General features: G+C 63.0%; 23 protein-coding genes. 13 read left to right on the top strand and 10 right to left on the bottom strand.

The window, feature by feature from the left end; translation table 11 throughout:
- The first annotated feature begins 131 nt into the window (after window positions 1–131).
- Window positions 132–1,556 (top strand): M20/M25/M40 family metallo-hydrolase, encoded by a 1,425-nt coding sequence (locus D1223_RS16950; protein ID WP_119377535.1) that lies wholly within the window; start codon window positions 132–134, stop codon window positions 1,554–1,556.
- Here the strand turns inward: D1223_RS16950 and D1223_RS16945 are convergent.
- Together D1223_RS16945 and D1223_RS16940 are read right to left on the bottom strand one after the other, a co-directional pair.
- Window positions 1,553–1,921 (bottom strand): hypothetical protein, encoded by a 369-nt coding sequence (locus tag D1223_RS16945; RefSeq protein ID WP_119377534.1) that lies wholly within the window; start codon window positions 1,919–1,921, stop codon window positions 1,553–1,555. The two genes, D1223_RS16950 and D1223_RS16945, sit on opposite strands and share 4 nt — an antisense overlap.
- Window positions 1,918–3,582, bottom strand: a complete 1,665-nt coding sequence (locus D1223_RS16940) for a S41 family peptidase (protein ID WP_119377533.1) — start codon at window positions 3,580–3,582, stop codon at window positions 1,918–1,920. Before D1223_RS16940 ends, D1223_RS16945 begins: the two co-directional genes overlap by 4 nt.
- Window positions 3,583–3,759: 177 nt before the next feature.
- On the opposite strand from D1223_RS16940, the gene D1223_RS16935 reads away from it, so the two are divergent.
- The 3 genes from D1223_RS16935 (at window position 3,760) to D1223_RS16925 (ending at window position 8,014) form a co-directional block, all read left to right on the top strand.
- Window positions 3,760–4,542: an ion transporter gene (locus D1223_RS16935; RefSeq protein WP_119377532.1), complete on the top strand. Its 783-nt coding sequence runs from the start codon at window positions 3,760–3,762 to the stop codon at window positions 4,540–4,542.
- On the top strand, window positions 4,539–6,404 hold the full coding sequence (locus D1223_RS16930; RefSeq protein ID WP_119377531.1) for a feruloyl-CoA synthase: 1,866 nt from the start codon (window positions 4,539–4,541) through the stop codon (window positions 6,402–6,404). The genes D1223_RS16935 and D1223_RS16930 overlap by 4 nt, the downstream gene beginning before the upstream one ends.
- A gap of 65 nt (window positions 6,405–6,469) precedes the next feature.
- Window positions 6,470–8,014, top strand: coding sequence for an acetolactate synthase large subunit (locus D1223_RS16925; protein ID WP_119377865.1), 1,545 nt, complete (start codon window positions 6,470–6,472; stop codon window positions 8,012–8,014).
- A 224-nt stretch (window positions 8,015–8,238) separates the two neighbouring features.
- Here the strand turns inward: D1223_RS16925 and D1223_RS18965 are convergent, their stop codons facing one another.
- Window positions 8,239–9,036, bottom strand: a complete 798-nt coding sequence (locus D1223_RS18965) for a hypothetical protein (protein WP_199288228.1) — start codon at window positions 9,034–9,036, stop codon at window positions 8,239–8,241.
- Window positions 9,037–9,200: 164 nt separating this feature from the next.
- Here D1223_RS18965 and D1223_RS16915 point away from each other — a divergent pair, with 164 nt between their 5' ends.
- Complete coding sequence (locus D1223_RS16915) at window positions 9,201–10,265, top strand: class I SAM-dependent methyltransferase (RefSeq protein WP_119377530.1); 1,065 nt, start codon at window positions 9,201–9,203, stop codon at window positions 10,263–10,265.
- A 63-nt stretch (window positions 10,266–10,328) separates the two neighbouring features.
- Here D1223_RS16915 and D1223_RS16910 read toward each other — a convergent pair whose 3' ends face one another.
- Window positions 10,329–12,776 carry a TonB-dependent receptor plug domain-containing protein gene (locus tag D1223_RS16910; protein WP_119377529.1) on the bottom strand — a complete coding sequence of 816 codons (2,448 nt, stop codon included), beginning with the start codon at window positions 12,774–12,776 and terminating at the stop codon, window positions 10,329–10,331.
- A gap of 175 nt (window positions 12,777–12,951) precedes the next feature.
- Here D1223_RS16910 and D1223_RS16905 point away from each other — a divergent pair, with 175 nt between their 5' ends.
- A complete protein-coding gene (locus D1223_RS16905; protein ID WP_119377528.1) occupies window positions 12,952–13,767 on the top strand; it encodes an SDR family NAD(P)-dependent oxidoreductase in 816 nt (271 codons plus the stop codon).
- A 17-nt stretch (window positions 13,768–13,784) separates the two neighbouring features.
- Here the strand turns inward: D1223_RS16905 and hemW are convergent, their stop codons facing one another.
- Entirely contained in the window at window positions 13,785–14,951 is a 1,167-nt protein-coding gene (gene hemW, locus D1223_RS16900; RefSeq protein WP_119377527.1) for a radical SAM family heme chaperone HemW, read from the bottom strand.
- Window positions 14,951–15,550, bottom strand: a complete 600-nt coding sequence (gene rdgB / locus D1223_RS16895) for an RdgB/HAM1 family non-canonical purine NTP pyrophosphatase (protein WP_119377526.1) — start codon at window positions 15,548–15,550, stop codon at window positions 14,951–14,953. Before rdgB ends, hemW begins: the two co-directional genes overlap by 1 nt.
- 139 nt (window positions 15,551–15,689) lie before the next feature.
- Here rdgB and D1223_RS16890 point away from each other — a divergent pair, with 139 nt between their 5' ends.
- The 3 genes from D1223_RS16890 (at window position 15,690) to D1223_RS16880 (ending at window position 17,106) form a co-directional block, all read left to right on the top strand.
- Window positions 15,690–16,196 (top strand): DUF2975 domain-containing protein, encoded by a 507-nt coding sequence (locus D1223_RS16890; RefSeq protein WP_233353216.1) that lies wholly within the window; start codon window positions 15,690–15,692, stop codon window positions 16,194–16,196.
- 14 nt (window positions 16,197–16,210) lie between these two features.
- Complete coding sequence (locus tag D1223_RS16885) at window positions 16,211–16,456, top strand: helix-turn-helix domain-containing protein (protein ID WP_119377524.1); 246 nt, start codon at window positions 16,211–16,213, stop codon at window positions 16,454–16,456.
- Window positions 16,457–16,668: 212 nt separating this feature from the next.
- Complete coding sequence (locus tag D1223_RS16880) at window positions 16,669–17,106, top strand: group III truncated hemoglobin (protein WP_119377523.1); 438 nt, start codon at window positions 16,669–16,671, stop codon at window positions 17,104–17,106.
- Here the strand turns inward: D1223_RS16880 and rph are convergent, their stop codons facing one another.
- Entirely contained in the window at window positions 17,107–17,832 is a 726-nt protein-coding gene (rph, locus tag D1223_RS16875; RefSeq protein ID WP_119377522.1) for a ribonuclease PH, read from the bottom strand.
- Entirely contained in the window at window positions 17,829–19,229 is a 1,401-nt protein-coding gene (locus D1223_RS16870; protein WP_158588522.1) for an MFS transporter, read from the bottom strand. Before D1223_RS16870 ends, rph begins: the two co-directional genes overlap by 4 nt.
- A gap of 87 nt (window positions 19,230–19,316) precedes the next feature.
- On the opposite strand from D1223_RS16870, the gene hrcA reads away from it, so the two are divergent.
- Together hrcA and D1223_RS16860 are read left to right on the top strand one after the other, a co-directional pair.
- Window positions 19,317–20,396 (top strand): heat-inducible transcriptional repressor HrcA, encoded by a 1,080-nt coding sequence (gene hrcA / locus D1223_RS16865; protein ID WP_119377520.1) that lies wholly within the window; start codon window positions 19,317–19,319, stop codon window positions 20,394–20,396.
- 13 nt (window positions 20,397–20,409) lie between these two features.
- Window positions 20,410–21,009, top strand: a complete 600-nt coding sequence (locus D1223_RS16860) for a nucleotide exchange factor GrpE (RefSeq protein ID WP_119377519.1) — start codon at window positions 20,410–20,412, stop codon at window positions 21,007–21,009.
- Window positions 21,010–21,017: 8 nt separating this feature from the next.
- On the opposite strand, the gene D1223_RS16855 is transcribed toward D1223_RS16860, so the two are convergent.
- Both D1223_RS16855 and D1223_RS16850 read right to left on the bottom strand, forming a co-directional pair.
- Window positions 21,018–22,004 carry an OmpA family protein gene (locus tag D1223_RS16855; protein ID WP_119377518.1) on the bottom strand — a complete coding sequence of 329 codons (987 nt, stop codon included), beginning with the start codon at window positions 22,002–22,004 and terminating at the stop codon, window positions 21,018–21,020.
- Between the two features lie 132 nt (window positions 22,005–22,136).
- Complete coding sequence (locus tag D1223_RS16850; RefSeq protein ID WP_119377517.1) at window positions 22,137–22,430, bottom strand: DUF2061 domain-containing protein; 294 nt, start codon at window positions 22,428–22,430, stop codon at window positions 22,137–22,139.
- A 355-nt stretch (window positions 22,431–22,785) separates the two neighbouring features.
- Here D1223_RS16850 and dnaK point away from each other — a divergent pair, with 355 nt between their 5' ends.
- Together dnaK and D1223_RS16840 are read left to right on the top strand one after the other, a co-directional pair.
- Window positions 22,786–24,699 carry a molecular chaperone DnaK gene (dnaK, locus tag D1223_RS16845; RefSeq protein ID WP_119377516.1) on the top strand — a complete coding sequence of 638 codons (1,914 nt, stop codon included), beginning with the start codon at window positions 22,786–22,788 and terminating at the stop codon, window positions 24,697–24,699.
- A 106-nt stretch (window positions 24,700–24,805) separates the two neighbouring features.
- Complete coding sequence (locus D1223_RS16840; protein WP_119377515.1) at window positions 24,806–26,143, top strand: mechanosensitive ion channel family protein; 1,338 nt, start codon at window positions 24,806–24,808, stop codon at window positions 26,141–26,143.
- Window positions 26,144–26,173 lie beyond the last annotated feature (30 nt).

Below are 26,173 nucleotides of genomic sequence, written 5' to 3'. Positions count from 1 at the left end.
TTTCGAACTGACATCGGCGATCGGCACGCTGGCCGTCGGGGAAAATATCCCCGCTGACTCTTTGCCAGTTATGGGTATGGTCCTTCGTATTGCCGCGCGGGCATCCCCGCGCCTTGCCAGAAGGATAGACCATGCTTGCCCGCCATTCGCTGTTTGCCGCCTCCGCTTTTCTCGCCGCCAGCAGCCTGACGCCCGCTTCGTTTGCCCAGGAGCGCTCGGCGCATGAGCAGCAGGCGCGCGACATCTATGCAAACGTCGTCGCCATCCGTTCGGCGCGCGGGCAGGCAAAGGTCCCTGAAGTTGTCGACTATCTGGTGGGCGAGCTGAAAGCGGCCGGTTTCAGTGACGACGACCTGGTGGTCACTGACTATGACTCCAAAGGCGAGCCCACCCAGGGCCTGGTGGTCTGGTACCGCGCCGAGGGCGATCCGGCCGAGAAGCCGATCGTGCTGCTCGCCCATATGGATGTTGTCGACGCGCTGGCCGAGGACTGGGTGCGCGACCCGTTTACCCTGACCGAGGAAGAAGGCTATTTCTTCGGGCGCGGCACGGCTGACAACAAATATGGCCTGACCAATCTGGTGCAGACCTTCATCCGCCTGAAAGAAGAGGGCTTCGAGCCGACGCGCGACCTCGTCATGGTGCTCTCGGGCGATGAGGAGACCGACATGGTCTCGACCCGCGCCCAGGCAACATATGTCGCGGAGACCATCGACCCGGCCTTCATCCTGAACTCCGATGCGGGCGGCCTGACGCTCGGGACGAATGGCGAGCCGCTCATCTATGGCGTGCAAGGCGCCGAGAAGACCTATGCGACCTGGGAAATCACCGTCACCAATCCTGGCGGGCACTCTTCGGCGCCGCGCAAGGACAATGCAATCTACGAGCTGGCAAGCGCGCTGAAGGCGATCGAAGCCTATCAGTTCCCGGTCCGTTACAGCGATCTGACACGGGCCTCGCTCGATGCGTCGGGGCGCCGCCGGCTCGACAAGCTCGGCAATGCGATGCGCACTTTCGCCGAAGACCCGACAAACGAGTTGGCGATTGAAATCCTGCGCGCCGACCCGTCGACCATCGGCCAGATCGGGACGACCTGCATCGCCACCATGCTGCGCGCGGGCCATGCCGAGAATGCGCTGCCTCAATCGGCCACGGCGACCGTCAACTGCCGCATCTTCCCGGGCGTGACGATCGAGGAGACCGAGGCCACGCTGCGCGACGTGGTCGGCAATGAAGAGGTCCAGTTCAACCTGATCTCGGACTTCCCGGACAGCCCGGAATCCGGCATGCGCGAGGATGTCCTGGCAGCGGTGAAAGCTGCCCTCGCCGAACGCGGCGTCGATGTGCCGATCATCCCGCACATGTCGGCGGGCGGCACGGATGGCATGCATTATCGCAATCTCGGCTATGACACCTATGGCGTCAGTGCCTCAGCCTCCAAGCCGAACGATACGTATGCCCACGGCCTGAATGAGCGCGTGCCGGTCGACAGCTTCTATGGCGGTCTCGACCACTGGTATGTGATGCTGAAAACCCTGGCCGGTCCGGACGCCTAGCCCTCGACCGCCACGCAGCTCACACCCTCAATCATGAACTGCTCGCCGGTCGAGCGGTTCACGAGCAGGCAGTCGCTGCCATGGGTGACGATGTCGAACACGGTCGGCATGGCCGGGCTCGCCGTCTCGTTCGGCCCGAGCGGCGGCGGCAGGACGGTCAGCGTCGACGTTTCGGTAAGGTCGCCTTCGCCGAGCCGGATCTGCGCGCGCCCGACGGCTTCAGCGGCGACGGCCTTCACGCGCGCAAGCGTGGCCTCGTCAGCGGTTTCCAGCGTGGCTGGCCGCGTGGCGCCGCTGGTCTGGCAGGCGCCGGTCAGAAGGCTGGCGCAGCAGGCGAGCGCGAGAGAGAGCGTTTTTCCGGTCATTTCGTGCGCCCTCTGTAGTCGCCCGGCATCGACATGTCACGGTTGCGCTCGAAAATCGGGGTTTCCGGCTTCGTGAGGGCCGGGCCTTCGGGCTCGCTCTTCGCACTGGCCGGGGCCTTCTCGGTACTCTCGGACGTGGTCGTGCTCGGGCAGCTGCCGGTCTCGCGATAGCCGAGCGCGGTGGCGAGCAGGTTCTCGGCTGGATCGCCAAGCTGGTGGCCGAAATCGTCGGACGCCACACAGCCGGGCGCGCGGGCGCCGAAGGTGAAGCTCGAATTCTCCGGCACGAAGCCGTCGGCATAGTCGCCGAAGCCCTTGTCGTTCACGCCCTGGAACTGGATCGTGTAATAGGTCTGGCCGCAATTGTCGGTCGGGTAAAAGCCATAGGGCTTGCCGCAGGTGATGTTGCCGATCAGCACGACATTCACATCCACCCCGCGCAGCCCGTTGATCACCGCTTCACTGGCCGAGCAGGTATTGCCGGTCGACAGGACATAGACCGTGTCGAGGTTGAGCGATGGCAGCGACTGGCCTTCAACGGTCGAGAAGCCGAGCGTCTGCGAATAGAACGGGATCGGGTTGTTGACCGCCCCTGTGACCGGGTTGATGCCGCCCGTGCCGCTATTGAACTCCAGCGCCTCGAAGGTCGCGCCGCTAGTCTGCGCGCTGCCCGCGATCATGTAGCTCAGTTGGCTGGCAACAGCGAGCAGGCCGCCGCCATTGTAGCGCAGGTCCAGCACAAGGTCGCTGACCCCGGCATCGGCCATCTGCTGTATGGCGTCGATGATCTGCTCTTCCGAGGAGAAGGGGCTGAATGTCGTGAAATGGATGTAGCCGACATCGCCTGTCGGGGTCGGGATGACGGCGGTCGACTGCACGGGCTGGCGCACGACCTGCGCGGCTGTCAGCTGCACGGTGCGCGAGGAAGAGGCGCCCGGATCCTGAACGACGAACTCATGGACCTCGCCGGCCGTGTCCGGGAACAGGCCATTGTTCAGCGCATCGACATTGTTCGAATTGATCATGTCGACGCCATCGACGGAGAGCACCTTGCTGCCGCGGATGAGCTTGGGCTGACCGGCGTCGAGCTCGGCGGCCGGTGAGCCCGGTTCGGTATAGACGACGCGGACATCGCGCGGCGGCGTGCTCTGCAGGATGGCGAAGTTCGCGCCATAGCCCGGCTGCGGCGCGGAGTTGCGGGAGGCGAGATAGTCCTCGGTCGGTTCGCTGAAATGGAAGTCGTCCTTCGGGGCGCCCGATGGCGTCGTCGCATTGGTCTTCAGCAGGCCGAAGAAGACCAGCCGGTCATTGTAGTCGTTCGGATTGCGGTCGGTGACCTCGTCATTCCAGAGATAGGTCTCATTGGTCCAGGAGCGCAGCCAGAACAGCTCGTCTGCAAGCGTGCCCTGCTCGTCCGGGAAGGGATTGCCCTCGATATCGACGCCGGACCTCGGGTTCTGGCACTGCGCCTCGAACTGGCTGGAAGCCGGATAGACGCCGGGCTGGTAGGTCGTCCCGCTGGGTGGCGGGGGCGGCGGAGGAGGGGGCGATGGAGCCGCGCCGGCCGATCCGCCGCCACCACCACCGCCGCCGCAGGCGGCAAGCGTCATGAAGGCGGCAGACGCAAGAAGCGGAAGGATGGAGACGGATTGACGTGACATGCGAATGACCCTGAGAATTAAACTTCTGCGCTATAGGGCCCATGGTGCGATGACGGGTCAAGCTGCAGAGACACGCGCCAGACGATTTGTCAGCCGGCGCCGGAGCAGTCTAGATGTGGACGCACCTGTTCCGAACAGCCGGAACAGGCCCGGGAAAGCGGCTGGAGGCTGGCTCAGATGAGTGACCGCAAAGGTCTGAACAGGCAATTGTTCTGGCTCTATGAGGGCACAGGCAAGGCGTCTTTCTGGTTTCGCTGGGCGCTCCTTACCTTCGACCTCCTGACGATTGGCTATTTTCTCTGGGCGCCGTTCGGTACGCGTGAGCGCGGGCATTATACAATCGATTATGTCATCGGCGGCGTAATCGCGCTCGACCTCGCCGCGCGCTTCTACATCGAAAAGCACCGCCACCGCTTTTTTGCCAGCTGGATCAACTGGGCCGATATTGTTGTCGTGATAACCATGTTCGCGCCGCTGCTGGTGTCGAATTTCGCCTTTCTGCGTGTATTGCGGGCGGTCCGGGCTGTCCGGGCCTTTACCTTCATTCGCCGCGTGAAAGGCCTTACACCCTGGTTCCGGCGCCACGAGCGCATCATCGACAAGGTCACCAATCTGGTCGTATTCGTCTTCATCATGGCGGCGATTACCTACGCCACCCAGGTCGGGCGCAATCCGGACATCAACAGCTATACGGACGCGGTCTACTTTACCGTAACGGTGCTCACGACGACCGGCTTCGGCGATATCCTGATGACGGACGATTTCGGGCGCTGGCTGGCTGTGATCACCATGGTGCTAGGCCTGTCGCTTTTCTTCCAGCTCTTGCGTGCCATCGTCGAGCCCGACAATAAGGTGGACTGCGAATGCCAGACCTGCGGGCTCGTTCGCCATGACCGTGATGCCATCCACTGCAAGCATTGCGGTGAGCCCATTAAGATCGAGACAGAAGGACTTTCATGAGTTCAGAGATTCCGTTTCGCGAAGTTCCCTATCTTCCCCAGAGACTGGTCGTGGAGCATCGCGACGATGGCTGCATCCTGCTGCGCAACGGACAGCCCAAGCGCCGGCACCCGCCGCACATGCTGGCGCCGCTGGTCTACTGGGCGAGCGCCCGGCCGGACCAGGTCTTCCTCGCCCAGCGTGATCCGGACACGCCGTCAAAGCCGGGCTGGGCGACGATCACCTATAGCGAGGCGCTGGCCCGCGTTCGCGCCCTGGCGCAGGGCTTCCTCGATGCGGGCGCCGGGCCGGACAGGCCGGTCATGATCCTGTCGCGCAATGCGATCGAGAATGCGCTCGTCATGTATGCCGCGATGTGGGCGGGCAGCCCGGTTGTCCCCGTCACGCCGGCCTATGCCACGCTCAGCGAGGATTTCGCCCGGCTGAAACATATCGACAGGCTTACCACGCCGGCGATCATCTATGTCGAGGATGGCGAAGAATACCAGCGCGGCCTCGATGGCATGGGGGTGGGCGACCGGCTCGTTCTCTACCGCAAGAACCGGCCCGAGGGCGTGACCAGCCAGTCGCTGGACGACTTCGCGTCCCCGCCGACCAGTGCGGTGGACCTCGCCTATGACCGGCTCGCGCCGGACATGGTCGCGAAATACATGCTGACATCCGGCTCCACCGGCGAGCCGAAGGCGGTCATCAATACCCACCTCAACGTCGCATCGATGGTGAAGATGATCCGCTCGGTCTGGGATGTGGAGCGGCTCGAGGAGATCAGCCAGGGGCCGCAGGTGATGATCTCGTTCCTGCCCTGGAGCCACACTTATGGCGCCCACTCCATCCTGCACTCGATGCTGGACTGGGGCGGCACACTTTATATCGACTGGGGCGGCCCGACGCCCGCGCGGCTGCCGGAAATGCTGCGAAACCTCAAGGAAATCGCGCCGACCCAGCACACCACCGTTCCGGCGGCGTGGGCGGCGATTGCGACGGAACTCGAGCAGGACCGCGATCTGGCGAAAACCTTCTTCTCGCGCATCCTGGTCATGGCCTATGGCGGGGCCTCGATGGGCCAGGACATTTATGAGCGGATCCAGAAGGTCGCCGTCGAGGTGACCGGCGAGCGGATCAGCCTGAGCGCCGGCTATGGCGCGACCGAGACCTCGCCCACCATCTCCAATGTCCATTGGCCCAGCGATACGATGGGCCTGATTGGCCTGCCGCTGCCCGGCTGCGAATTCAAGCTGGCGCCGGTCGGCGAGAAGATGGAGTGCCGGGTGCGCGGCGAGGGCATAACGCAGGGCTATTTCCGCGATCCGGAAAAGACCGCTGACGCCTTCGACGAGGAAGGCTTCTACAAGCTCGGCGATGCGGTGAAGTTCAAGGACCCGGAAAATCCCGACAAGGGCCTCGCCTTTGACGGGCGGATCGCCGAGGAGTTCAAGCTCGCCAGCGGCACATGGGTGTCGGCCGGGACGGTTCGCGTGAAGGCGGTCGAGGCCGTCAATGGCGCGCTGTCGGACGTGGTGGTCTGCGGGCTGAACCAGGATGAGATCGCGCTGCTCGGCTTCCTCAATGAGGGCTGGTGCCGGCGCAAGACGGGCCGCAATGTCGGGCTGGCGGAACTCGCCGAAGACGAGACGGTGCGCGGCGCGGTGAAGGATGGCCTGATGGCCTATAACCGCGCCAATCCGAACTCTGCCAAGCGCATTGCCCGCATCCTGCTCGAGAAGGACCAGCCCAAACCCGATGCCGGGGAGATCACCGAGAAGGGCTATATCAATCAGGGCCGCGTGCAGGCGCTTCGCGAGGGCGACGTGAAGCGGCTTTATGCCAAGCCTTATGACGCGGATATCATCGAGATCAAATAGCGACGGGCCAATCAGCACCGTCCGTACAGGGAGCATTATTCATGGCCGATAGCGAGACAACAACAATGACCGGCGCCGATGCGCTGGTGTCCACCCTGGCCGATCATGGCGTGACGGCCTGCTTTGCCAATCCCGGCACCTCGGAGATGCACCTCGTTACCGCGCTGGACCGGGAGACGCGGATAAACTCCGTCCTCTGTCTTTTCGAAGGTGTGGCGACGGGCGCGGCGGACGGCTATGGCCGGGTCAAGGGCGAGCCGGCGATGACGCTGCTGCACCTCGGCGCGGGCTATCTCAATGGCGGGGCGAACATCCACAATGCCAAGCGCGCCAAGACGCCGATGGTCAATGTCATCGGGGATCATGCCGTCGATCACCGCAAATATGATGCGCCGCTGAATTCCGACATCATGGGGCTCGCCGGGCCGAACTCGATCTGGATCAAGTCCGCCGACAGTGTTGGCGCGACGGGCAAGCTGGCGGCTGAAGCCTGGGCGGCGAGCTTCGGGCCTGAGCCGGGGCCGGTCTCGCTGATCCTGCCCGCCGACTCGGCCTGGACCGAGGGCGGCGTAAAGGGCGGCGCTGCCCGGCGTCCGTCCCTGCGCCAGACACCGCCGGAAAAGATCGAGGCGGCCGCCGCTGCCATCGGCCGGGCCAGCCAGCCGGTGATCCTGATCAACGGCACCGCGCTCAGCGAAGAGGGCCTTGGCCATGCGGCCCGGCTGAAAAAGGCGGGTATACGGATCATCACCGACACCTTTTACGCCAAGATGCGGCGCGGGGCGGGCGTGTTTGCGCCGGACCGGATGCAGTATTTCGCCGAAGGTGCGATGGACGACCTGGAAGGCAGTGACGTGATGATCCTCGCGGGCACGCACAAGCCGGCCGCCTTCTTCGCCTATCCGGGCAAGCCCAGCCTGCTGGTGCCGGAGGGCTGCACGGTGCTCGATCTTGGCGGGGCCGATACAGACAGTGCGAAAACGCTGGCTGCGCTGGCCGATGCGATGGGCGCCCATGAGGCCGCCCCGTCCGCGCCGCTCGACAAGCCCGACGCACCAACGGGTGCGCTTGACGCCCGCGCGGTCGGCAAGAGCGTGGCGCGTCACATGCCGGAGAATGCGATTGTGTCGGATGATGGCGTGTCGAATTCGATGCCGGTCTTCCTTTCGACCATCAAGGCCGAGCCGCATGACTGGATGGGGCTGACAGGCGGCGCGATCGGACAGGGCCTGCCGCTGGCGCTGGGCGCGGCTGTGGCGGCACCCGACCGCAAGGTGATCGCGCTGACGGGCGATGGCGCGGGCATGTACACCGTGCAGGCACTGTGGAGCATGGCGCGCGAGCAGACCGATGTCACGACCGTGGTCTTCGTCAACCACACCTACCGCATCCTGAATATCGAACTTGCCCGCACCGGCGCCGGCAATCCCGGCCCGACGGCGAAGGACATGCTGGAGATTGGCGGCCCGGACATCGACTGGGTGAGCCTCTCGGAATCCATGGGCGTGCCGGCAACGGCGGTGACGACGGCGGAAGACTTCGACGCCGCCTTCGAAGACGCGATGAAGCAGACCGGGCCGAGGCTGATCGCGGCGATTGTGCCGGGTTAGGCCTGAAGCCCCACCCCGACCCTCCCCAGAGGGGAGGGGGCGCACGCTTCACCGTTCAGAACCACGCGGCCTTATGCACTGACATCCAACCAAAACACAACGCTACCCCCTCCCCTCAGGGGAGCGTCGGGGTGGGGACCCAGCGCCAATAAAAAAGGGCCGCGATTGCTCGCGGCCCTTGTCCCGGGACAGGCCCAGACAGGGATGTCTCCGGCCAATTTACACTACTCTACAAACTCCCACCGGTCGCCGCCGACATTGCAGGCGGTGGCGGGTTCGCTGACGCGTTCGCCGTTGATATAGCGGTCGCGATAGACGGTGCGGCATTCGCCGGTGTCGCGGGGCGCGCTGTAGCCGGCATTGTAGCCCTGGGTGGTCGCGCCATATTCCGGATCGCTCCAGGCCGGATTGTCGTTGTAGGACGATCCGCCGCCATAGAGTTCCTCGCCCGGGCGCAGGCCGTACTCGCCCTGGCCGCCATAACCATTGTTCAGGCGGACCGGCTGGGCGTCATTATCCCAGTTCTGGCCATAGGGCTGGCGCGTCGGGGCAGGGACGTTCATGCCGCCATAGCGCGCATTGCCCTGCGGGCTGTTATAGACCCGCTCGACGCAGTCATTCGAGGCACTCCCGGCGATGGCATTGCCGGCAATGGCACCGACCACGCCGCCAATCAGCGCGCCGGCAACCTTGTCGCCATCGTCATTGTGGCGGTAGCCATGGCCATAGCCGCGATACCCGTAACCGTAGCCGCGCTTGTAGCGGTGATGACCGCGCCGGTGGTGACGGCCGTCACCATCATCGGCAATGGCTGCGCCGATCAGGCCGCCCGCAATCGCGCCGACAATCGTGCCGGCGGCCTGATTGCTGCTGCGCTCGCGGTCGCAATTGGACTGGTAGTAGCCCTGGTTCTCATAGCCGTAGCCATCATAGCCATAGCCGGAATAGGAATAGTTTTGGGCAGCAGCCGGAAGGCTGAAAGCCAGCGCGGCGGCGCTACCGAGACATGCCATGCGGATCATGGATCAAAAACTCCTTTCGCGGGCGTCGGGCCAGATCAGGCCCTTCACCTCCAGGCTGCACCCTATCAGATCAACCTGAACGCAGGCTGAAGGCACTGCATGAGGCCAGTCGAGCATTATCCGTGCCACTGGACGGATGATGCCCTGTGGCCAATATTGGGGGTATGAGTGTTCTTGACGAGACAGGAAAGCGGATCGGGCGGGCGCGGTATACCGCTGCCCAAGGGCTACGGTCTGCCTGGTATGGCGCGCAATACATGATTGCCAAGCGGCGTTCGGCCGGGTTCAACCGGCCCGGTGAGCCGCCTTTCAAGCCGCAGAACCCGGTCGACACGAAAGAGCTGCGCGCGGCCTATTTCCGCCTGTTCGCGCAGGACCGGGCGAATATCGAGGCCGGGCTTTATCCCGCGCCGGAGGATGTCCGCGTCGCCGATCTCGGCAAGGCCGTGCGCCGGGCCGGGTATTTCCTGAAGGATGTCGCCGAAGTCGACCGCCGCCGCGTTGCGCGCGATGGGGTCGAGGTGCGTGAGACGCTGGAGGGCTCCAACCGCTATCCGGCCTATTACCGCCAGAACTTCCACTATCAGACCGATGGCTGGCTCTCGGATGAGAGCGCGAAACTCTACGACCACCAGGTCGAGGCGCTGTTCACCGGCTCGGCCGATGCGATGCGGCGCCAGGCGCTGGCGGAGATTGCCCGCGAAGTGAAGGGCCGCGACCAGCGCGAGGTGGCGCTGCTCGACCTCGCCTGCGGGACCGGGCGTTTCCTGCGTGAGACGATGCGGGCCTTCCCGCGCCTCGATGCCCGCGGGCTGGACCTCTCGCCGAACTATGCTGAACGCGCGCGCCAGCAGGTTGCCCCCTGGCCGCATGTCGAGATCCTCGAGGGCCAGGCCGAAATCCTGCCCCTGGAAGACGCCTCGCAGGATGTGATCGTCAGCATCTACCTGTTCCACGAGCTGCCGGAGAAGACCCGCCGCGAAGTGATGCGCGAAGCCGCCCGTGTGCTGAAGCCGGGCGGGGCCTTCATCATCGCCGACAGCCTGCAATTCGGGGACAATGAGGGCCTCGACGGCATCCTCGAATACTTCCCGGAAGGCTTCCATGAGCCTTACTACAAGGCCTATCTCGGTTGGGACTTCACCCCGCCGATGGAAAAGGCGGGCTTTTCACTGGAGAAGACTGAGAACGCCTTCCTCACCAAGGTGAATGTCTGGCGCAAAGCCTGAGCCTGATATGAAAATGCCGCCCCCGGGGGAGCGGCATTTCCTGTCAGGTGATGTCCCGGTTGCTTACCAGCTATAGCTCGCACGGGCGTAGACATAGCGGCCCGAGAAGCCGTAGGGGCTGCGGCTCGAATACGGGAAGATGCCGTTGAAGCTCTGGTTGCTCGGCGTCATCGTCGGGTATTCGTCGAGGACGTTGTCAGCACCAAGGCCCAGCGAAACACGCTCGGACACCTGGAAGTCGACAGAGGCGTCGATGATCCAGTCGGCTTCAAGCGTGAAGTCGTTGTCCGGATTGTTCGACGGGTCGACCACGTCGCCGAAGCGGGTCGCGCGGACATTGAAGTCGGCTATCTTGTAGCCGTAGTCGGCCGACAGGATCAGCTTCGTTTCCGGTGCCGATTCCTCAAGCGTCAGTGTCCGGTCACGCCCGAACAGGGTCAGGCTCGGAATGACCTGGTTCTGCGGAACGTCGGTCACTTCGGTCTTGGAGTAGTTGAACGCCGCGGACACGCCGAGATCGCCCATGTCGCCAAAATCGAAGTCATACTTGGTGACGATGTCGATGCCGGTTGTTCCCGTCTTGATGCCGTTCTGGAAGAAGCGGACCAGCTGCGCGTTCACGCCGGCATCGGCCAGCACTTGCTGCACTTCAGCACCGCCCAGGTTTTCCGTCAGGAAGATCTGGTCGTCGATGTCGATGCGGTAGGCGTCGATGGTGACGAACCAGTCCGGGGTCGGCGTTATGACCGTACCGAGCGAGTAGCTCACGGACTCTTCCGCCTGCAGCTGACCGCCGCCGAGAGCGATGGCTGCCGGGGAGGTTGCCGGGAAGGTGCCGACTTCAAAGGGCACACCGTCGATGAAGTTGGTCGAGATGGCCGTGAAGTATTGCTGTTGCAGGCTCGGGGCGCGGAAGCCGGTCGAGATGGCACCGCGAATGGCAACCTGGTCGGTAAAGTCGTACCGGCCGGCGATCTTGCCGGTCGTCGTGTCACCGAAGTCGGAATAGTCCTCATAGCGCAGGGCGGCTGACAGCAGCGTCCTGTCATTCGGTTCCCATTCGACTTCGCCATAGATGCTGCTTGCATCGCGGCCTTCATCAACAGCCGATTCCGGCGTGAAGCCCGGGAAGACCTGGCTGCCGGCTGCGGCCGTCGGCGAGATCGGGTTGCCGAAATAGTCGGTGGCCGGGAACGGCCCCTGGATCCAGGACGCTTCCTCGCCGGCTTCGATCTCGAAGTTCTCGTCGCGGTATTCGGCCCCGAAGGCGAGCGTCGTCGTGCCCGGCAGGAGGGTGTCGAAGGTGCGCACGATATCGGCGTTGAAGGTCAGCTGGTCGAATTTCAGCGAACCGGCATCGAAGCTCGTCTGGCTCGTCGGGCCAAGCGAGGCGTTGAGCGAGTTGTTCACCGAATAGTCGAGCTCGTTGGAGCCCTTCACGACGGAGAAATCATAATCCCACTCATTGGCCGTGCCACGGATACCGCCGCCGAGGCTGTAGTCGAGCACGTCGCCGCCGATGACCGGCAGGAAGCCGGCGGGATAGATCTCGGCAATGTTGCGCGCGTCGATGGCGCGGCGGTAGAAGCCGGGGCTTTCGCCTTCACGGTCCTGCACACCGCCAAAGGCATAGAGCTCGGCGCCATTGTCGAGCGTGTAGCCGGCATTGAAGAAGCCGTTGATGTTCTCCGCGCGGCCATTGCCGTAATTGTGGTTGAGGCGGTTGAACGTGCGCTCCGCCTCATCGAATTCCGGCAGGTCCGGGAATTGCTGGCGCGGGTCCAGGCCAGCGCGGTTGGTGCGCTTGCGCAGGGAGTATTCGGCCGAGACGGTCAGGAAGCCGTCTTCACCGAGGCCGAAGCCGGCCCAGCCGCCGACCGTCGTCGTCTGGCCATCGATCTCGCTGCGGTTCAGGCCTTCCGGATCGGTGACGTGCGCGCCGTAGCGCACGTTAACGCCGCCGCCGGAGCTGTCCTCACGCAGCAGGACGTTGATCACGCCGGCAATGGCGTCGGAGCCATACTGGGCCGAAGCGCCGTCCCGCAGGACCTGGACGCTGCCGATGGCCGTGGTCGGGATGGTGTTGAGGTCGACGGCGGCCGAACCGCGGCCAACCGACCCGTTGATGTTGACCAGCGCGGCGCTGTGGCGGCGCTTGCCATTGACCAGGACCAGCGTCTGGTCGGGTGCGAGGCCGCGCAGCGTGGCGGGGCGGACAATGTCCGTGCCGTCATTGATGGCGGTCTGGTTGAAGTTGAAGCTCGGAACCGTCGTCGTCAGGATCTGGTTCAGCTCGACACGGCCGGTGTCGGTGAGTTCCTCGACCGGGAACACGTCGACCGGCACGGCGGTTTCAAGGGCGGTACGGTCTGCTGAGCGCGTACCGGTCACGACGATCTGTGACTGGCGGAGTTCGTCGCCGCCGCTCGTTTCTTCCTGGGCCAGCGCCGGGGACGCCAGTAGCAGCGCCAGGGGTGCGGCTGCCAGAAGCTGTTTTTTGAAGTTTTTCACTGTTTTGCCTCTCAACTCGATACAGTTGGGTACAGATTCCTCGTCCAAATCTGTGGGCTTGAAATCGAGTAGGTTGTCGGGCGAAACAAGATGGCAGGAGAAACGCGCTCGGAAGCGTGTCGTTTATGTGACAGGTGTGCCGCGAGTTCAGGCACGATTTAATCGGATATTGGGCATGACAAACAACAGACTTGCACTGATAACAGGCGCATCGGCCGGTTTGGGGGCAGAATTTGCGCGCCAATATGCCGAAAAGGGCTGGGATGTCGCGCTGACCGCCCGCCGGGCCGACCGCCTCGACAAGCTCGCACGCGAGATCGAGGAGAAATACAAGGTCGCCACGCTGGTGATCACACAGGACCTCGCGCTGCAGAAAAGCGTCGATTCCATCCTGCACGAACTGAAAGAGGCGGGCCGGCATGTCGACGCGCTGGTCAACAATGCCGGTTACGGCCTGCCCGGGACTTTCTTCAACACCAGCTGGAAGGAGCAGGCACAGTTCATCCGCGTGCTCTATACCGCGCCGATCGAGCTGGTGCACAAGCTGCTGCCCGGTATGGCCGAGCGCAATTTCGGGCGGATCATCAATGTCGCCTCGCTCGCCGGTTATGCGCCGGGCACGGGCGGCCACACGCTCTATGCCAGCGTAAAGGCGGGCCTGATCAAGTTTTCCGAGAGCATCCATGCCGAGGCGAAGGATGCCGAGCTCGACATTCACTGCACCGCGCTCTGTCCGGGCTTCACCTTCACCGAATTCCACGATGTGAACGGCACGCGCGACATGGCCAATGAGTCGCCGAAATGGATGTGGATGGAGGCCGGGCCGGTCGTCGAAGCCGGGATTGACGGCGTCACACGGGGCCATCCGGTTGTTGTGCCGGGGGCTGTGAACAAGGGCGTGGCGACACTGACCCGCATCCTGCCCGAGCCGCTCGGCCGCGAGCTGATGAAACGCCAGTCAAAGCGCTTCCGGAAGATGGAAAACGACTGACCACCGGCAGAGGTGTCCTAGGGCGACAGCTCCGCGGCGATCCGGTCGGCCAGCAGGCGACCCTCTGGTGTGAGCGCGATGCGTGTTCCCTCACGCAGGACAAGGCCCTGTTCCATGAAGGTCTCCAGGGCGTCATTAAGCAAGGGTGTGCCCGTCAGGGCTTCGATCCGTGCGGCATCAAAGCCTTCATCGGGCCTGAGGCCGAGGGCCAGTAGCTCGCGGGCATTGCCGATGGGCGAGAGCGTCTCGCCCACCGGCTTTTCGGTTTCCACCACGCTGGCCTGATAGTCCGCCGGTTTCAGGGCCGCGTGCGTGGCGATGCGCTGACCGCCGATGGTCAGCCGGCCATGCGCGCCGGGGCCGAGGCCGATCCAGTCGCCGCCGCGCCAATAAGTGAGGTTATGGCGCGACTGCACGTCTGCCGAGCGGGCATGGTTCGAGACTTCATAGGCGGGCAGACCGTGCGCATCGGCCACCTGCTGGGTCAGCTCGTAAAGGTCAGCCTGGTCGTCATCCGGCATCGGGACCAGCTCGCCGCGTCCCGCGCGTTTTCCGAAGGCGGTGCGCTCGGCAATGGTGAGTTCATACAGCGACAGGTGCGGGGCGCCGAGGGCGAGCGCCTCTGACAGTTCTGTCTCCCATTCGGCTGGGGACTGTCCGGGGCGGGCATAGATCAGGTCGACCGAATGGTTGGGGAAATGCCGGCCTGCGCGCACGACCGCCTCGCGGGCGCCGGATACATCATGGTCGCGCCCGAGAAAGGTGAGCGCCGCCTCGTCGAGCGACTGGATGCCGATGGAGAGCCGGTTGATCCCCGCCGCCGCCCAGCCTTCGAGGTCAGCACTCAGCACATCGTTCGGATTGGCTTCGAGGGTGATCTCCGCCCCGGTTTCGATCCCGAACAGTTTTTCGGCGTCCTCCAGAAGCGCGGCCAGGTCCGTCGCAGCCATCAGCGAGGGCGTACCGCCGCCGAAATAGATCGAGCCGAGTTTCGGATGCTCCGGGAGCCAGCGCGCATGCCGGGCAAGGTCGTCGCGCAGCGCCTGGACCAGCGCGCCATTGTCCCGGTCCTTCGCGGCATAGACGTTGAAGTCGCAATAGGGACAGATGCGCGTGCAGTACGGCCAGTGGACATAGAGGCCGAAGCCATAAGCCGGCCCGGCGGGCAGGGCGCCGGCGGCCATCAGAGCAGGGCGGCCTTCAGCTTGCGGAAGGCGTCGGCGCGGTGGCTCATCGCATGCTTCTTCGCCGGGTCCATCTCGCCGAAGGTCTCGGTTTCCCCGTCCGCGACGAAGACCGGATCGAAGCCGAAGCCCTTCTCGCCGCGTGGCGGCCAGACCAGTGTGCCATGCACTTCGCCCTCGAACACTTCTTCATGCCCGTCGGGCCAGACCACGGCGAGGGTCGAGACGAAGCGTGCGCTGCGGTCTTTTGCGTCGATCTCCCGGAGCAGGTTCTCGACCTTCTCCATCGCCTTGTAGAAGTCGCGCGGCTCACCGGCCCAGATCGCGGTGTGCACGCCCGGCATGCCGCCGAGGGCCGTTACCTCCAGCCCGCTATCGTCCGACAGGGCCGGCTGACCGGTCGCTTCGGCGGCGGCGCGGGCCTTGATCAGGGCATTGCCGGCGAAGGTCTGTTCGGTCTCTTCAGGTTCGGGCAGGCCCAGCTCGATGGCGGAAACCACTTCAAGGCCGGCCGGTTCGAACAGGTCCTTGAGCTCTCTCACTTTTCCCTTGTTGTGGGTTGCGGCGACGAGTCGGCCTTTTCCAAGCTTGCGAGTCATGGATGTATGTGGCTCCAATCTTGCTTTCTTGCTGAATAGTATTATCGTTTAACGGTAAATTACCGGTTCGAACCCATAATAGCCCGCTCATGAACGAAACTTCGAAGACACTCATATGACGATCCGCCAGCAAAACTCCATGGCTGCGTTTCTGTCGCTGCTCATGCTCGCCATCATCTGGTTGGCTGTAATTGCAGGCGTCATCGCCTTCCTGCTGCTGGCGATCGGCCTGCTCGGCAGCCTCAATGGCGGGGTGATGGAAGCGCCCGGCATGCAGGCTTATGTCGAAGGGGTGACGCCCGGCCATTTCGTCGCAGGGCTGGCGAGCCTCGCCGTTTTTGCACCCGGTATCATCTATGTCTGCCTGCAGCTGCGCCGCATCCTGTCGACGCTGGCAGCGGGCGATCCGTTCGTGCCGGAAAACGGTCCGCGCCTCACCCGGATTGCGCTTGCAATCGGTCTGGTGGAGCTTGCGCGCTATCTGACCGTTATCCTTCTCAATGCTCTTGTGGACCTCGGGACAGAACAGCCCGTCAGGCTCAGTATCAATCTTGCCGCCTGGGCAGCGGTGGTAGCACTTTTCATCCTTGCGCAAGTCTTCCGGGAAGGCTCCCGGTTGCGTGAGGAAGAGAAGATGACGATTTAGGAGGCCGGTAAAACATGGCCATTCGCGTAACCCTCGACCGCGTTCTTCTTGAGCGCCGCATGTCCCTGACAGAACTCTCGGACCGTGTCGGCGTGACCCTCGCCAACCTTTCCATCCTGAAGACCGGGAAGGCCAAGGCCGTGCGCTTCTCGACCCTGGAATCGCTTTGCCGGGAGCTTGATTGCCAGCCCGGCGACATCCTGGTCTTCGACGAAGAAGACGATGGCAGCGCAGCCGCCGATGACGAGGAAGCCGCCTAGGCGCGGCATTGCAAGGCGGAGCCCCGCCGCCGAATGAGTTTCAATCACAATCCGTGCAACCTAGAGGGTGGTGTATGTTAACGCCGCCGGCTTGGGTATCGAGACGATTTCTACTGGCCCTGCAACAGGTCCCGGGTTGTCCGCCTTGTCTTGCAGTTCCTGCGTAATTCTACTTATGGATTTCAGGCTGCCGTGTCGGCAATGCTGCGAGCATGGCTTACACTGTCCGCTCCGCTGCCGAACGCCGGCAGGACATTCAAGACAACGCTGCCCGTCTCGGTATCGACGACGCTTTCATTTCGCGGCTCGTCGAGACCTTCTATGCGCGGGTGCGCGCCGACAGGAATCTGGGGCCTATCTTCGAGCGCGTTGTCGATGACTGGCCAGCCCATCTCGCCAAGCTCAAGGATTTCTGGGCGTCGGTCGCCCTGAATGCCGGGCGCTATTCCGGCAAGCCCATGCCCGCCCATATGAAGCTGGACGGCGTGCGGCCGGAACATTTCGGACAATGGCTCGGCCTGTTTTACCTGACGCTTGAGGAGATCTCACCGTCGCAGGAAACGGCCGACTATTTCATGGAACGCGCCGAACGCATCGCGCAGAGCCTGCAATATGCGTATTTCGGCCGGGACGTCTTTCAGAAAATCTAGCTACCCGATCGCCGCTTTCTGCGCTTCGAAGAGTTCATTGCAGCCCTTTTCGGCCAGCCGCATCAATTCCTCGACTTCGGCCCGCGTCATCGGGCGTTCCTCGCCGGTGCCCTGGATCTCGATGAAGCCGCCGTCTGAGCTCATCACGACATTCATGTCGCCCTCGCCGCCGGAGTCTTCGGGGTAGTCGAGGTCGAGCACGGGCGTGTCCTGGAACAGGCCGACGGAGATGGCGGCGGCCTGTTTCTGGATCGGGTCGGCGCTGATCACGCCTTCCTCGCGCAGGTATTTCAGCGCCAGCGCCATGGCGACGAAGCCGCCCGTGATTGACGCGGTGCGCGTGCCGCCATCGGCCTGCAGGACGTCGCAATCGATGGTGAGCTGGTTTTCGCCGAGCGCCGTCAGGTCGACCACAGAGCGCAGGGAGCGGCCGATCAGGCGTTGGATTTCCTGCGTGCGGCCGGATTGCTTGCCGCGGGCGGCTTCGCGATTGCCGCGGGTGTGAGTGGCGCGGGGCAGCATGCCGTATTCGCCGGTGACCCAGCCCTTGCCCTGTCCGCGCAGCCATGGCGGGACGCTGTCGGACCAGCTGGCGGTGCACAGCACGTGGGTGTGGCCGAACTTTGCAAGGCACGAGCCTTCGGCATAGCGGGTCACATTCGTCTCGAGCACGATATCGCGAAGCTGGTCGGCAGCCCGGCCTGAGGGGCGCACAAGGTTGGTCATGGAGCGTCTCCTTTGTTCACCGGGGGGTGAAGCGATTCAAGGTTGGCTTGTCCACCCGCATTGATGGCCTCAGCTGCTTTCTCCTGATCGGCCCGCGTGATCGGATAGCGCCAGATGAGCAGCGCAGCGAGGGCGTAGGAAACGACCGGTACGCCGACAAAGACCAGCATCAGCCCGCGCACGGTTTCCGGCGAGTTGTCTGTCGCCGGATTGAAGCCGACCAGCACGCCGAGAAGGATGTATGGGATGCCGATGGCGAAGCTGGCGCCGGTCTTGTAGGCCCCGGACATCAGCGAATAGAACAGGCCGGCGCGGTTGCCGCCGCCGCGGGCTTCTTCCGCCTCGACAAGGTCTGCCATCATCGAACGGACAAGGATGAAAGGCGAGCCATAGCCGAAGCCGGACACGATCGCAGCGATGAGGAGCGACACCGCCCCGCCGCCCATCAAAGCGAGCGGCATGTAGCAGACATAGGTCAAGGCCGACCACAGGCAGACCGATCGCATGGCGATGTATTTCTCTGTGCGTTTGGAGATCCAGACCCAGACCGGCATGGCGGCGAAGCCGGCGATGAAGTGCGCCATCAGGATGAGCGAGGCGGTGCCGTGGCCGACGCCGAAGCCCCAGAGGGACGCAAACAGGAAGGTGCCCGCCGTGCCGGCAATCGCGATCCCGATAAAGATTTCGGTCGCGAGAAGGCGCCACAGTGTCTGCTGCTTCAGCGCGGCAAGAATGGCCTTTGGATGGAAGCTGGCGCGAGGCGCACTGGCGTCCGGCTTAGGGTCGGGCACCAGCCAGACCGCCGCGCCGACCGTCACGGGCAGGGCGATGATCAGGAACCAGCCCATGATCGAGATCTGCTCGGCGAAGCTTATGCCGCCGAACTGCTCAAGCAGGGATGGCAGGGCAAGCATCACAAGCATGGTGGAGATGGTGAACAGCTCGCGCCACATGAAAAGCCGCGAGCGTTCGTCATAGGTCTTTGCAATCGATGGCGCCCAGGCCTGGTGCGGCGTGACGATCATCGTCGTGCCGATGTAGAAGATGAACAGGATGACCGCGAGAAAGAGCGGCGAGACCGGTGGGCCGACCGGATTGTAGAGGAACCAGACAGCCGGCAGCAGGATCGGCACGGCAATCAGCAGCCAATGGCGAATCTTGCCCAGGCGGGACGGCTTGGTATCGACCAGCCATCCCATGACCGGGTCGGAGAACAGGTCCCAGAAGCGCAGGACCATGAAGATCAGGCCCACCAGGGCCGTTCCCAGGCCCATCTGCTCGGCATAGAATGGGGCGATGAACACAGCCATGGGAAGACCCACGGCACCGAAAGGGATGCCGACCGAACCGTATGCGACAACTTGCGGAAGGGGCAGCTTTGCTGGCACGCTTGTCATGGGCGCCATGGAACCCGATTTGTTGACGGTGTGAAAGCAAAAAGTCTTATTGAAACTGGTGATTGCAATTCCGGGAAATTCAACGGAATGAGTGAAGACAAACCCCTTAGCGGCCTGCTCCAGAGCCTCGATGAGCGCTCGCGCACCATCTTTCGCGAGATCGTCGAGACGTATCTCGAAACCGGTGAGCCGGTTGGCTCGCGTACCCTGTCGAAGAGCGGCATCAGCCTCTCGCCCGCCTCGATCCGCAACGTCATGGCGGACCTGACAGATATGGGCCTGCTCGACAGTCCGCATATTTCCGCCGGCCGTATGCCGACGCATGTCGGCCTGCGCCTGTTCGTCGATGGTTTCCTCGAGATCGGCCAGCCATCGGAGGATGACCGGGCCGAAATCGAGGACCGGCTGCGTTCTGGCGGACGCGATCTGCAGGGCCTTCTTAAAGAGGCGTCCTCCATCCTGTCGGGCCTCGCAGGCGGCGCGGGTCTGGTCAGCTCGCCGACGCGCGAACGCCCCGTTCGGCACGTCGAATTCGTCCCGCTGGCGACAGGCGAAGCGCTCTGCATCCTCGTTGATGAGATGGGAGACGTCGAAAACCGGCTGGTGAAAGTCCCGCCTGGCCTGCCGGCGACAACGCTGATGGAGGCAGGCAACTATCTTGCCGCACGCATGAAAGGCCGCACGCTGCGTGAAGCGTCCCAGGCCGTACGCGAGGAAATCCAGGAACGCCGCGCACAGCTCGACCAGGCCGCCGCATCGCTGGTGGAGCAGGGGCTGGCCGAATGGGGCGGGGAGGTGCCGGGCGAGGAGCGTGCGCTGATCGTGCATGGCCGCGCCAACCTGTTGAACGATCCCGGCGCAGCGGAAAACATGGAGCAGGTGCGTCAGCTTTTCGATATCCTTGAGCGCCAGCAGGGCCTGCTGGACGTTCTGGATTCAACGCGGGAAGCCGAAGGCGTGCGGCTTTTTATCGGCTCGGAGAACAGGCTTTTTCCGTTGTCTGGTTCAAGCCTGATTGTCGCTCCCTATATGAACGCCACGAGACAGGTAATCGGCGCACTCGGCGTGATCGGTCCGACGCGGCTCAACTATGCAAGGGTAATCCCGATGGTGGATTATACCGCGCGTATTGTCGGTCAGATTCTCGCCGAACGCCACAAGACGTGAGAGTATTGAGGGCATGAACGAAGACCAGAAGAGGCCGGAAGAGGCCGTTGAAACCGAAACGCTGGACGCCGGATCGCCGGAGTCCGAAAAGCTGGAAGAGGCTGCCGTGGCGGACAATCAGGACCCCGATCCCGAAATCCGCATCGCCGAGCTTGAAGGCGAGGTGCAGGCCTTGAAGGACCAGGTGCTGCGCGCGCATGCGGAGATGGATAATGTCCGCAAGCGCACGGCCAAGGAAGTCGTCGATGCGCGCGTCTATGCGGTTGAGAAGTTTGCCGGCGACCTCCTGAACGTGTCGGACAATCTCGCCCGCGCGCTCGGTGCGCTGCCCGATGAGGAACGCGACGCGCTGACCGAGGCTGGCAAGAACCTGCTTGGCGGGATCGAGATGACTCAGAAGGAACTGCATACCGTGCTCGCACGCCATGGCGTGACGGCGATCGATGCGGCGCCTGGCGCGGCCTTCGACCCGAACCAGCACCAGGCCGTCAGCCAGATCCCCTCCGACCAGCCCTCCGGCGCCATCGCCGAGACCTTCCAGACTGGCTGGAAGATCGGCGAACGCGTCCTGCGCGCCGCCATGGTCGCGGTAAGCGCAGGGAAGCCGAGCTAGGCGCCGCCCTACCGCTCCACCAGCTCCACCCGCCGGTTCTTCTCGCGCCCGGCATCGCCGGCGTTCGAGAAGACCGGCGAAAGCGGGCCGACGCCGTGCGGCTCAAGGCGGTCCGAAGCGATGTCGTAATCCTGTTTCAGCGCATCGGCGACGGCCAGGGCGCGGTCCGATGAGAGCTTGCGATTATAGGCGAATGTGCCTTTGGAGTCGGTGTGGCCGACGACATAGAAGGTCTTGTCCGGATTGGCGTCGAGGAATTCGGCTATGGCATCCAGCGCGGCTTTCGATTCCGGCTTGAGCGTCGCCTTGTCGAAGTCGAAGACAATGCCATCCAGAACCACACGGCCGTAGTCTTCCATGTCTGATCCCATGGCTTCAGCATCGACGACGACCAGGCCTGTTTCGGCCGCTTCCACTTCGACGATATCGATCAGCGCGCCGATATAGTCCTCTGCATGCTGCTCCACATGGATCGTGACATAGGCGGTCCCGCCCGCGCGCTCCTTTTTCGCCACGATGGTCCCCGCGCCGCCCGCTGTGGCTGTGCCGGCGGTCATCGTATTGGCCTCGCCGCCTTTCGAAATCGGGTTCTGGATGAAGTAGACTTCGCTCCAGCTGCGCGATCCCACACCGGCGCCGCGCCTGTCTGCTGACATGCCTTTTCCGAGAATCTCGAAGTCTTCGGCCTCAAGCGCGTCGAGATAATTGGAATAGACTTCCGAGAAGGTGCGGTCGGTGCCTTCATACTTGTAGAAGGTGCGCGTGACCCGGCCTTCGGTCTCGATCACGTCGTCGATGTAGCGATAGCCTGTGACGGGACCGACGGGCACTTTGAAGGGCTGATAGTTTTCGATGTGCTGCCAGGCGATGACCTGACCTGGATAGCGCTCGATCATCGGATGTTCGATGGCGCCATCAATATCCTGGGCCAGAGCGATGTACGGTGCGGTCATGAGTGTGCCAGCGACCATCGCGGCACGGATCAGTTTCAACATGGTGCGTCCCTCCCACAGAACTGCTGGGACGCATATAATTATGGTTAATCCGGTTTGGCCAGTCTTCTACTTATGGACGCTTTGGCCTGGGGCGCTTTTTTTTGCTGTATCGAAGCACAAGGCTGCGATCGGTCAGGCCGGCGCCGCGCCCCGCCTGCCCGAGGCGTCGTGCGTGCGGGCGTGCATCTCAATCCTCTCCAGCGTGATTGCGCAGGCATGAATCGATTGAACCGGCGAGCTGCGTCCGGGAATCCACCTGTCCCAAAGGCGCTCGTGTACTGAGTAGGCGATGGTTTGAATGAAGGGCTCAATCAAGCCGATGCTGAGTGCGATGGTCCAGTTGCCGGTCAGCGCATAAGCGACCGCAATCGCGACCGTCAGGTGCATCAGGCTGTAGGTCAGGGTTTTCAGCAAGCCGCGTGACATCGCTCATCCTCGTCTGGTCTAGTCCAGAAGAAATTGTGCGATTGAGAATGGTTTTCAAATCAATCGTTCTGCTTGGCTCTATAGACTGGATTGATAAGGGGCCTTTGCGTATTTCCGTTCCGGTAAGTGTCATTGCGTATTGCATGCGGGAATATGAGGCCTTCAGGGCTGCCTTATCACTCAAATGTGAGGCAACCTCTTGAGCCAGCGAAAGGCCTTCCCATATCGCAGCCTGAGGATGTGCTCATCAGACAGGGCGCATCATTCACAATCCATAGAGCTGCTGTTTCGGGCGCTGCCGGACAGGCCAATGAAACGAAACGGTGGCGGCTAGAGAAAGAGAGAGTGAACGAAAATGGGAAAGATCATCGGTATCGACCTCGGCACCACCAATAGCTGTGTCGCCGTGATGGATGGCAAGGAAGCCAAGGTCATCGAAAACGCAGAAGGTGCGCGGACAACCCCGTCCGTCGTGGCCTTCACCGAAGGCGGCGAACGCCTCATCGGCATGCCGGCTCGCCGGCAGGCTGTCACCAACCCGGATTTCACCTTTTATGCGATCAAGCGCCTGATCGGCCGTCAGTTCGACGACCCGACCGCGCAGAAGGACAAGGAAATTTCCCCCTTCGAGATCGTGAAGGGCTCCAATGGTGACGCTTGGGTCAAAGGCCGCGACAAGGACTATGCCCCGCAGGAAATCTCCGCTTTCATCCTGACCAAGATGAAGGAAACCGCCGAGGCCTATCTCGGTGAGGAAGTCACCCAGGCCGTTATCACGGTCCCGGCCTACTTCAACGACGCCCAGCGTCAGGCCACCAAGGATGCCGGCAAGATTGCGGGCCTCGAAGTGCTCCGCATCATCAACGAGCCGACCGCTGCTGCGCTGGCCTATGGCCTCGACAAGCAGGACGGCAAGACGATCGCCGTCTACGACCTTGGCGGTGGTACGTTCGACGTCTCGATCCTCGAAATCGGCGATGGCGTCTTCGAAGTGCTGTCGACCAATGGCGACACCTTCCTCGGCGGTGAGGACTTCGACCTTCGTATCGTCGATTTCCTCGTCAGCGAGTTCAAGAAGGACCAGGGCATTGACCTGTCCAAGGACAAGCTTGCCCTGCAACGCCTGAAGGAAGAAGCCGAGAAGGCCAAGAAGGAGCTGTCGTCCGCTTCGCAATACGAAGTGAACCTGCCCTTCATCACGGCCGACCAGTCCGGTCCGAAGCACCTGAACATCAAGCTGACGCGCGCCAAGTTCGAGAGCCTTGTCGACGACCTCGTCAAGCGCACCATCGAGCCGTGCAAGAAGGCGCTGGCCGATGCCGGCAAGTCGACCTCCGAGATCGACGATGTCGTGCTCGTCGGCGGCATGACGCGCATGCCGGCCGTGCAAGCTGCCGTGAAGGAATTCTTCGGCAAGGAGCCGCACAAAGGTGTGAACCCGGACGAGGTGGTTGCCATCGGTGCGGCCATTCAGGGCGGCGTTCTGCAGGGCGACGTGAAGGATGTTGTCCTTCTCGACGTGACCCCGCTCTCGCTCGGTATCGAAACGCTGGGCGGTGTGTTCACGCGCCTGATCGACCGCAACACCACGATCCCGACCAAGAAGTCGCAAACCTTCTCGACGGCTGAAGACAACCAGCCGGCCGTGACGATCCGCGTCTTCCAGGGCGAGCGTGAGATGGCGGCCGACAACAAGATCCTCGGCCAGTTCAATCTCGAAGGTATTCCGGCCGCCCCGCGCGGTGTGCCGCAGATCGAGGTGACGTTCGACATCGACGCCAACGGCATCGTCAACGTGTCCGCCAAGGACAAGGCGACGAACAAGGAGCAGAAGATCACCATCCAGGCATCGGGCGGTCTCTCGGAAGACGAGATCAACCAGATGATGAAGGATGCAGAATCCAATGCCGAGGCCGACAAGAAGCGCCGCGACCTGGTCGAGGCCAAGAACGGCGCAGAAGCCCTCGTCCATCAGACCGAGAAGCAGCTCGCAGAGCATGGCGACAAGGTCGCGACCGAGGTGAAGGCCGAGATCGAGGCTGCCGCCGAGGAGCTCAAGAAGGCTGCCGAAGGCGAGAACCTCGAGGATATCCAGGCCAAGCATCAGGCCCTGATGACAGCCGCCATGAAGCTCGGCGAGGCGATCTATGCCAGCCAGCAGGCTGAAACGGCGGAAGCCGATGCAAAGACCGACGCGGGCGCCGATGGTGACGATGACGTCGTCGATGCGGACTTCGAGGAAGTGGACGACGACCGCAAGTCGGCCTAAACCCTTCGAAAGCGACTAAAATCAGGCGCCCCGCAAGAGCTTTTGCGGGGCGCTTTGCTATAGGTCCGCGGCGCAGGCGGATACAGGCACGAGGACAGGACCGGCCATGGAAGAGACCCTTGAAGAGATCGGCGTGATCGCATCGCTGCAGGAATTCTGGTCGCATGTGGAAGAGGTCTTCACGACCGGCTTCCTCGGCCAGCCTGTCGGCAAGGGTGTCCTTGCCATCGTGATCCTGGTCCTCGCCTTCCTGCTGCGCGGGCTGATTGCCCACGTCATCGCCGCCTCGATCGGCAAGATTGCCGGGCGCACGAAAACGGATTTCGACGACAAGCTGGTCGAGGCCCTGAAGAAACCGCTGGCGCTGCTGCCGATCGCGGCGGGCGTCTATTTTGCGGCGCAGGCGCTGGGCGCACGCGGCGAAGTCGACCAGATCGTCGCCGAAGTGACCCGGTCAATCATCGTCGTCGTTGTCTTCTGGACGCTGTTCCGTCTGGTCGATCCGGTGCTGGACCTGCTGAAGCGTGCGCGGCGGATCATGGGGGAGACCTTCCTCGACTGGATGAAGCGGATCGTGAAGGCCGTCATCTTCTTTGTGGGCGGCGCGGCAGTCCTGGACGTCTGGGGCGTACCGGTCCTGCCTTTCCTCGCCTCACTGTCGCTCCTGTCCGTTGCGGTCGCGCTCGGCGCGCAGGACCTGTTCAAGAACCTGATCGGCGGCATGACCATCATCGGTGAACGGCGCCTGTCCAAGGGCGACTGGATCGTGGTCGACGGTGTCGTGGAAGGGATCGTCGAGGATGTCAGCTTCCGCTCGACCACAGTGCGCCGGTTCGACAAGGCGCCCGTCTACGTGCCGAACGCAAAGCTTGCCGACAATCCGCTGATCAATTTCTCGCGGATGACGCATCGCCGGATCTACTGGAAAATCGGCCTTGAATACCGCACGACCGATGAGCAGCTGACCAATATCCGCAAGGCGATCGAGAATTATATCGAGGCGAACGACGACTTCGCGCCAGCGGTTGATGTTTCCACCTTCGTGCACATCGACGAGTTCGCCGACAGTGCCGTGAACATCATGGTCTACTGCTTTACCAAGACGACGGCGTGGGGAGAATGGCTTGCGATCAAGGAGCAGCTTGCTTTCTTCATCAAGAAGACAGTCGAGGAAGCGGGCGCCAGTTTTGCCTTCCCGAGCAGGTCGCTCTATTTCGAGAAACTGCCGGATGGTTTCGCGCCGGAACCGTTCGAGCCACCGGCCGATGAGGATGCAGAAAGCACGGAAGACGTCGATGAAGGCGATATCCCGGAAAAACACGAAAGCAACAGCGTGCAGGCGTCCAGGCGCCGCGGAGCGACCCGCAGGCGCGGGCCTCACCCGCATGGGCGTGGTGTCGAAGACGAGACGGCCGACAAGGACGGGGGTGATGAGGGCGAATAGGGCGTTCGCCGATGCCTCTGATCGCCCGGA

It is taken from the genome of Henriciella mobilis (genome assembly GCF_003576285.1).
GTDB classification, from domain to species: domain Bacteria; phylum Pseudomonadota; class Alphaproteobacteria; order Caulobacterales; family Hyphomonadaceae; genus Henriciella; species Henriciella mobilis.
This window is presented reverse-complemented; position numbering and strand designations above follow the sequence as displayed.

Bases quoted from the DNA above. Each gene is read 5' to 3' on its own strand.
- D1223_RS16940 (WP_119377533.1), bottom strand. From the start codon at position 3,582: ATGTCACGTCAATCCGTCTCCATCCTTCCGCTTCTTGCGTCTGCCGCC.
- dnaK (WP_119377516.1), top strand. From the start codon at position 22,786: ATGGGAAAGATCATCGGTATCGACCTCGGCACCACCAATAGCTGTGTC.
- D1223_RS16890 (WP_233353216.1), top strand. From the start codon at position 15,690: ATGGCTGCGTTTCTGTCGCTGCTCATGCTCGCCATCATCTGGTTGGCT.
- D1223_RS16915 (WP_119377530.1), top strand. From the start codon at position 9,201: ATGAGTGTTCTTGACGAGACAGGAAAGCGGATCGGGCGGGCGCGGTAT.
- D1223_RS16945 (WP_119377534.1), bottom strand. From the start codon at position 1,921: ATGACCGGAAAAACGCTCTCTCTCGCGCTCGCCTGCTGCGCCAGCCTT.
- D1223_RS16925 (WP_119377865.1), top strand. From the start codon at position 6,470: ATGACCGGCGCCGATGCGCTGGTGTCCACCCTGGCCGATCATGGCGTG.
- D1223_RS16840 (WP_119377515.1), top strand. From the start codon at position 24,806: ATGGAAGAGACCCTTGAAGAGATCGGCGTGATCGCATCGCTGCAGGAA.
- rdgB (WP_119377526.1), bottom strand. From the start codon at position 15,550: ATGACTCGCAAGCTTGGAAAAGGCCGACTCGTCGCCGCAACCCACAAC.
- D1223_RS16880 (WP_119377523.1), top strand. From the start codon at position 16,669: ATGGCTTACACTGTCCGCTCCGCTGCCGAACGCCGGCAGGACATTCAA.
- rph (WP_119377522.1), bottom strand. From the start codon at position 17,832: ATGACCAACCTTGTGCGCCCCTCAGGCCGGGCTGCCGACCAGCTTCGC.
- D1223_RS16930 (WP_119377531.1), top strand. From the start codon at position 4,539: ATGAGTTCAGAGATTCCGTTTCGCGAAGTTCCCTATCTTCCCCAGAGA.
- D1223_RS18965 (WP_199288228.1), bottom strand. From the start codon at position 9,036: ATGATCCGCATGGCATGTCTCGGTAGCGCCGCCGCGCTGGCTTTCAGC.
- D1223_RS16950 (WP_119377535.1), top strand. From the start codon at position 132: ATGCTTGCCCGCCATTCGCTGTTTGCCGCCTCCGCTTTTCTCGCCGCC.
- D1223_RS16885 (WP_119377524.1), top strand. From the start codon at position 16,211: ATGGCCATTCGCGTAACCCTCGACCGCGTTCTTCTTGAGCGCCGCATG.
- D1223_RS16860 (WP_119377519.1), top strand. From the start codon at position 20,410: ATGAACGAAGACCAGAAGAGGCCGGAAGAGGCCGTTGAAACCGAAACG.
- D1223_RS16855 (WP_119377518.1), bottom strand. From the start codon at position 22,004: ATGTTGAAACTGATCCGTGCCGCGATGGTCGCTGGCACACTCATGACC.
- hrcA (WP_119377520.1), top strand. From the start codon at position 19,317: ATGAGTGAAGACAAACCCCTTAGCGGCCTGCTCCAGAGCCTCGATGAG.
- D1223_RS16850 (WP_119377517.1), bottom strand. From the start codon at position 22,430: ATGTCACGCGGCTTGCTGAAAACCCTGACCTACAGCCTGATGCACCTG.
- D1223_RS16905 (WP_119377528.1), top strand. From the start codon at position 12,952: ATGACAAACAACAGACTTGCACTGATAACAGGCGCATCGGCCGGTTTG.
- D1223_RS16870 (WP_158588522.1), bottom strand. From the start codon at position 19,229: ATGACAAGCGTGCCAGCAAAGCTGCCCCTTCCGCAAGTTGTCGCATAC.
- D1223_RS16935 (WP_119377532.1), top strand. From the start codon at position 3,760: ATGAGTGACCGCAAAGGTCTGAACAGGCAATTGTTCTGGCTCTATGAG.
- hemW (WP_119377527.1), bottom strand. From the start codon at position 14,951: ATGGCCGCCGGCGCCCTGCCCGCCGGGCCGGCTTATGGCTTCGGCCTC.